Source organism: Halothiobacillus sp., from assembly GCF_027346185.1.
Taxonomy (GTDB): domain Bacteria; phylum Pseudomonadota; class Gammaproteobacteria; order Halothiobacillales; family Halothiobacillaceae; genus Halothiobacillus.
Genome location: NZ_DAIESY010000160.1, coordinates 1 through 5,901 on the forward strand (window position 1 = coordinate 1; position 5,901 = coordinate 5,901).

Below are 5,901 nucleotides of genomic sequence, written 5' to 3' on the forward strand. Positions count from 1 at the left end.
TTCCCCCTCCCCAACCCCTCCCCACAAGGGGGCGGGGCTTTTTCTCCTTCCCCATTCATGGGGGAAGGCTGGGATGGGGGTGCTGGCTTCACCCCCCTCACCCCAGCCCTCTCCCACAAGGGGAGAGGGAGTCTAATGCCCCTTCCCCCTTCATGGGGGAAAAGGTTGGGATGGGGGTGGTGAAATCGGTGCCGGTCTGTTGAAGCCCCCCCTTACCCCGCCCCTTTGATGCCGGGCTATCCTGCCCGGCATGCTTCGCGTTCACTGCTCGATTCAGCGCCGTTCCGGAGGGCGCTTGTCCCACGTGGGGAGAGCTGTGCACTCGGCAAAACACACTGCCGAAATCCGGCTGCATTGTACGGCGCCTTGGCACAATAATGGCCATGATGCCTCACCGGGCCTGCTTCCCACTGCCTTCACGGTGGTGCCTGTTAATGGCATTGAGCGCATTGATTATCCGCCGGGACGGCAAGTGAGGATGGCATTCAGCCCAGCACCGCTGAATCTCTATACAGAGACGGTGGTCGTAACCATGACGTTGAATCCTGAGGTATCCGGGCCGGTACGGGTCTCAGTGTAGATACAGGCATGCAGCAATGCGATCTGTCTTGCACTGGAACACTTGTCTGTCTGGTTGTCGCTCTAGAAGCCTGATTATTTCTGGCAGTAGGTGCCGAAGAGTCGATCCCAGAACGAGGTGATGACACCGTAGTTACAGTCGTTATGGGCGTAGTGATGGATGGCGTGGGCTCGTTTGAGATTTCTGAACCACTTGTTGTGGCCGCGCCAATGGTGCTCGCCATGATGTACCCAAGTGTAAATGCTGTATCCGAGCAACAGTCCCATTGAGAACCCGCCGCCGATTTGCCAGCCCGCCAGGTAGACGGAGGGCAGGAAGATGATGCACGCGATCAGCAACAGGCTGAGCAGCGTGGGTGTCCCCATGGCCTCGGTGGGTTTGTGGTGGTGCTCGCCGTGCCATTCTTTGAAGGGCGAGAGGTGGTGCAATACGAATCGGTGCAGGACGTATTCAAGAAACGTCCAGCCGACAAAGCCAAGAAGCGTGGCCACCAGAATAGGAACGGCCTCTCTTCTCTCGCTGAAGTAGAACATCGAAGCGGCGGCAATGGAGGGCGCGACCAGATAGACGGCCAGATCCACGGTATAAGCCACTTTGCCCAATTTGAAACTCAACAAGCTCATACTTCAATTGACTCCGGTCAACGGTGATGGGGGAAGGCTGTGTCTTCAGGTCGGGCGACACTGAACATATATGCTATGAGAGTCACGGCCGGTTTTAAAGCCCAACTACATAATCAGCACGACAACATCATTTGCTCAGACTCATCTTTGAGCAATGTTTTTGTTTGCATCGTGCATATTTGGTGCGGCGTTTACAGGTATGAGCATCTTGTGGAGGCACGCCGCTTGCCCCATATTTGTCGTATATACAGGTCGGAGGGCTGGCCATGAAATTCAGGCAAACCATAATGGTAGCGGGGGTGATGGCGATACTTTTACCGATGACATTATGGGCAGAGGATACAACGGTTTACCAGTGCAAGGACAAAAACGGCACGGTGGTTTTTTCCGGCACCCCTTGTGGCAGTGAAGCGAAGGAACGAGTGATTTCTGCACCGAATGCGGGCACCGGGGCGGATACGAAGGGCATCAAGGAACTGGCGAATCAGTACGATCAGCGCCAGGCTCAAGAGCGAAAAGAAGCAGCGAAAATTGCTGCAGCCCGCGCGGCAGCGCGCGCAAAGGCTCAGGCCGAACAGCCCGCACCTACAGATGAACCGGGCATCATTGGGTATCCGCTGCCGGGCTATTATCCCGGCCACTATCCAGGAAGTGGCGTGCGTTGGTGGCTGAAGGGCAGCGGGGATGGTTGGTCGGCCGGTGTGGGCTCAAGACATGATCATTATCGGCCGCCTCGTTCCTATCCGAATCCGCCACCGGTGCCTTATGTGTACAAAGACCCCGGTATCTCGGGGCAGTTTCCGGGCGGTGCGCCGGGTTCAAGCGGTTCGAATTTTCAGCCGGTACGGCCCTGATGCTTCGGGCTGAACGGCGCGATCAGTTCGGCCAGGCCGGATAATTCAGGCAACTGCGACAGAGCCTTTTGCAGGTGTTTCCAGGTTAACGGCAAATCCTTGAGATAGCCGTGCTTGCCATCGCGGATGCTCAGGCGAGCAAAGATGCCCAGCACTTTCAGATGCCGTTGCACGGCAACCCACGCAAAGTCGCTGCGCATCTGTTCAAGCGGCCACCTTGCGCGCAGATCCGGCGGGCATTGCTGCCAGAAAACTTCCTGTAGTTTGCTGACGAGTTCTTCCGGCCAGTCGATGTAGCTATCCCGCAGCAGGGAGACGAGATCGTAGGGCAGCGGACCACGCACGGCATCCTGAAAATCGATGGTTACGATCCGATCATCCTTCACCATTAGATTGCGACTGTGGTAATCCCGATGAACGAACCCTTGCGGCATGGTTTGCAGTCGATTACTGATCAAGTCCCGTAGCCGTTGCCATTGGGCGGTCTGCTCGTCATTGAAGGCCGTACCGTGGTAATGCGTGATGTACCAATCCACAAAGAGATCCATCTCGCGATTCAGCATAGCCGTGTCGAAACGGGGGAGGTCGGTTGTTTCGCTTCCTGCAACCGGACCCAGGAGACGAACCGCCTCTTCCAGTCGAGCGTTGACGGCGTCGGTCGAATGACCGTGCCGCCATTGGAAGAACGTGCAATCCCCCAGGTCTTCGAGAACCAGGAAACCCTGCTCGGTATCGCGTTCGAAAATGCTTGGTACGGCGACGTCTGAAGCGGTCAGGCGTTCCTGCACGTCGATAAATGGTCGGACGTCCTCGCCCGGTGGTGGCGCATCCATGATGATACGTGTGTCGCCGTTAGCGAGCCGCAAGCGCCAGTAGCGTCGAGCGCTGGCATCGCTGGATGCGAGTGCGGGCACCGAGGCGTCTGGAAAGTGAGAACGAACGAAAACAAGCAAGGCAGCGATGCGTTCATCGGCGGTATTGAGGTGTCTGGGCGGCATGATTCATCAGTGCTGGGAACGAGAAGCACAGCATAGCGGGGTTTGCTCTGGATGTGATCTGGTTTTACATGATTTTTGCGTGCCACGATCACGGTAAGGTCTGCACAAGTGCAGGGCATGGAGGCCCTACCCCTCAAAGTCTAAGTCATTGAAATGCTGAGGACGGAACGGGCGTATATGTGGGCTTGTGCCTGCTTCGCATTTGGCTGAAAAAAACTCACGAAGCCAGGGACGGATTCGTGCAGATTCCCAAACAAACCGTGGGGGAATTATTTGCAGGTATCGCTTATCCAACCTTGTAAATCACTTGGTCAATTGGAAATTTTGGGTATAAAATAACTAATATGCCTATAAAACCATTCGGGGGGTAACATGGCCATGTTCAGACAGTTATTCGATGAAGCGACCGCAACATTCACTTATCTCATCGCGGACGAGCAGACCCGCTCCGCTCTGTTGATCGACCCGGTGCATGAGCAGTACGAGCGTGATCGTGCCTTGCTGGACGAATTGGGGTTGAATCTGAAGTACGTTCTGGAAACGCATGTACATGCCGATCACATCACCGGTGGCGGGCGATTGCGCCATGAAACCGATGCCCAGTTCATCGCCGGCAAGGGCACTGGTCTCGATTGCGCCGATCGCCTGGTGGCCGATGGTGACACAATCGAGATGGATTCGATTACCATTCACGCCATTGCAACACCGGGGCACACCGATGGATGCACCAGTTATCGCTGGGGTGACCGCCTGTTCACCGGCGATACCATACTGATCGATGCCTGTGGTCGCACAGATTTTCAACAAGGCTCGCCCGAGCGCCTGTATCAAAGTATTCAGAAGCTGCTCGCCTTTCCAGATGAAACCTTGATATATCCCGCACATGATTACAACGGCAAGCGGGTGAGTTCTGTCGGTCAGGAAAAGACCATCAATCCCTATATCGCAGGGCTTGATGAGGTGGCTTTTGTGGCGAAAATGAAAGCCTTGAACCTGCCCAAACCGCGCAAGCTCGACGTTGCGGTGCCTGCCAACAGCTTGTGCGGCGGTGCGGACGTGCCCCGTGCTCCCGGTGAAACGGAGGCAGCATGAACACTGTCCCCAATATTACCGTCATCGGCGCGGGCTTTGGTGCAGTCACCGCCGTCAAAACATTGCGCAAGACCAATCCCGTAGCGCGCATCACCCTGATCTCGCCCGAACCGACCATGCAGTACTACCCCAGCCTTATCTGGGTTCCGGCCAAAATCCGAAGCCGTGACGACATCATGGTGGATTTGAAGCCCTTACTTGCCCGACTGGATGTGAACTACCAACCGGGACGCGTTGTGGGTGTGGAGGCTGAAGGCCGTCGTGTACTGGTTGAGCACGGTGGCGAAACGATCGGCGTGGACAATGACGGCCTGATCGTCGCCAGTGGTGGTCGCTTCATCAAGAAACTGCCGGGTATCGAACACGCCATCACGGTGTGCGAAGGCATTGATGCGGCCGAGCGAATTCGCGACCGGCTTGCCTCGATGACCGGCGGCACCATAGCGATCGGCTTTGGCGGTAACCCGAACGAACCCTCCGCCGTGCGCGGCGGGCCGATGTTCGAAATGCTGTTCGGTATTGATCGACTGTTGCGCAAACAGGGCCGCCGCGACCAATTCAAGATTGTGTTTTTCAATCCGTCCAATCGCCCAGGTAATCGCCTGGGTGAATCTGCTGTTGATAACCTCTTGGCGCGCATGAAAAAATTCGACATCGAAGCCCGCCTTGGTGCCAAGATGCAACGTTTCGAGGCCGACAAGGTGGTGACCGAAGCGGGCGAATTTGCCGCCGACCTGATTCTGTTCATGCCCGGCATGACAGGCCCGGCCTGGATGGAGCATGCGCCGTTTCCCAAGTCGCCCGGCGGCATGATCCAGGCGGAAGCCACAACCAAGGTGGTGGGTTCCGAGAAGGTCTATGTGGTCGGCGATTCGGGTAGCTACCCCTCGCCGGATTGGGCGCCGAAACAGGCGCACATGGCCGATTTGATGGCCGTTGCCGCCGCCCATAACCTGTTGGCCGAACTGGCCGGGCAGCCCGCGAACGAGACATTCAAGTGGGAATTGATCTGCGTGATGGACATGCTCGATCGCGCCGTTCTGGTGTTCCGTAACGAGAAACGTCAGTTCATCACACCGCCGTGCCGTTTATTGCATTACGCCAAGCGCCTGTTTGAATGGTGGTATTTGCGGTCAATCCGCTGATCCGCTCTGAGGGTCGTTCTGATCGATATTGAATCAAGCCGCAGTAAAATGCGGCTTTTTATTTGTCTGGGTAAATTTGCAAATTCTCAGCGCGTTTAGCGGGCAAACGGGGCTATCACGGATAGGAAAGCTGTGCCATAGGTATCCCGCTTATGGGCGCCGACACCAGAAATATCGGCGAACTCATCGAGGGTTGTCGGTCGTGTGTGCAACATATCAAGCAACGTGGCATCGTGGAAAATGGTGTACGGCGGCACGCTGCGCTCGGTCGCCAGTCGTTTGCGGCAGGCGCGCAAGGCTTCCCAGAGCTCGCTTTCCTCGTCGGAAACGAAATCGGGGCGGTCGCGCGTTTTACGGCTGATTTTGACCGGTTTGGTTATTTGCCTGAGCCAGAGCGCTTCTTCGCCGCGCAAGAGCGGGCGGCAACGTTCGCAAAGTGCCAGCCCGCCAAACCCTTCCGTATCCACGCTTAAATACCCTTGAGCGATGAGCTGGCGAAATACACTGCGCCAGATGTCGATGGTGTGCGCGTGGCCGACGCCGAACACGCTGAGCTTATCGTGACCGAGTTGTGTGATGCGGTCGTCGGTCTTGCCGCGCAATACGTCG

Annotated in this window: 6 protein-coding genes; 3 read left to right on the forward strand and 3 right to left on the reverse strand. The window is 56.6% G+C overall.

What is annotated here, in order from left to right:
* Nucleotides 1–654: 654 nt before the first annotated feature.
* Entirely contained in the window at nucleotides 655–1,203 is a 549-nt protein-coding gene (locus tag M7R55_RS11225) for a sterol desaturase family protein (protein ID WP_298220593.1), read from the reverse strand.
* Between the two features lie 266 nt (nucleotides 1,204–1,469).
* Between M7R55_RS11225 and M7R55_RS11230 the strand changes: the two genes are divergently transcribed.
* Nucleotides 1,470–2,057: a DUF4124 domain-containing protein gene (locus M7R55_RS11230; protein ID WP_298220595.1), complete on the forward strand. Its 588-nt coding sequence runs from the start codon at nucleotides 1,470–1,472 to the stop codon at nucleotides 2,055–2,057.
* Here the strand turns inward: M7R55_RS11230 and M7R55_RS11235 are convergent.
* Nucleotides 2,039–3,055, reverse strand: a complete 1,017-nt coding sequence (locus M7R55_RS11235) for a phosphotransferase (RefSeq protein WP_298220597.1) — start codon at nucleotides 3,053–3,055, stop codon at nucleotides 2,039–2,041. The genes M7R55_RS11230 and M7R55_RS11235 overlap by 19 nt on opposite strands.
* Nucleotides 3,056–3,427: 372 nt before the next feature.
* On the opposite strand from M7R55_RS11235, the gene M7R55_RS11240 reads away from it, so the two are divergent.
* Both M7R55_RS11240 and M7R55_RS11245 read left to right on the forward strand, forming a co-directional pair.
* Nucleotides 3,428–4,147, forward strand: a complete 720-nt coding sequence (locus tag M7R55_RS11240; RefSeq protein WP_298220599.1) for an MBL fold metallo-hydrolase — start codon at nucleotides 3,428–3,430, stop codon at nucleotides 4,145–4,147.
* On the forward strand, nucleotides 4,144–5,292 hold the full coding sequence (locus tag M7R55_RS11245; protein WP_298220601.1) for an FAD-dependent oxidoreductase: 1,149 nt from the start codon (nucleotides 4,144–4,146) through the stop codon (nucleotides 5,290–5,292). The genes M7R55_RS11240 and M7R55_RS11245 overlap by 4 nt, the downstream gene beginning before the upstream one ends.
* Before the next feature lie 95 nt (nucleotides 5,293–5,387).
* Here the strand turns inward: M7R55_RS11245 and M7R55_RS11250 are convergent.
* The coding region (locus M7R55_RS11250; RefSeq protein ID WP_298220603.1) for an RQC domain-containing protein at nucleotides 5,388–5,901 on the reverse strand (514 nt) is incomplete at its 5' end.

Excerpts from the sequence above, each read along its gene's own strand:
- M7R55_RS11245 (WP_298220601.1), top strand. The coding sequence starts at position 4,144 with ATGAACACTGTCCCCAATATTACCGTCATCGGCGCGGGCTTTGGTGCA.
- M7R55_RS11225 (WP_298220593.1), bottom strand. The coding sequence starts at position 1,203 with ATGAGCTTGTTGAGTTTCAAATTGGGCAAAGTGGCTTATACCGTGGAT.
- M7R55_RS11230 (WP_298220595.1), top strand. The coding sequence starts at position 1,470 with ATGAAATTCAGGCAAACCATAATGGTAGCGGGGGTGATGGCGATACTT.
- M7R55_RS11235 (WP_298220597.1), bottom strand. The coding sequence starts at position 3,055 with ATGCCGCCCAGACACCTCAATACCGCCGATGAACGCATCGCTGCCTTG.
- M7R55_RS11240 (WP_298220599.1), top strand. The coding sequence starts at position 3,428 with ATGGCCATGTTCAGACAGTTATTCGATGAAGCGACCGCAACATTCACT.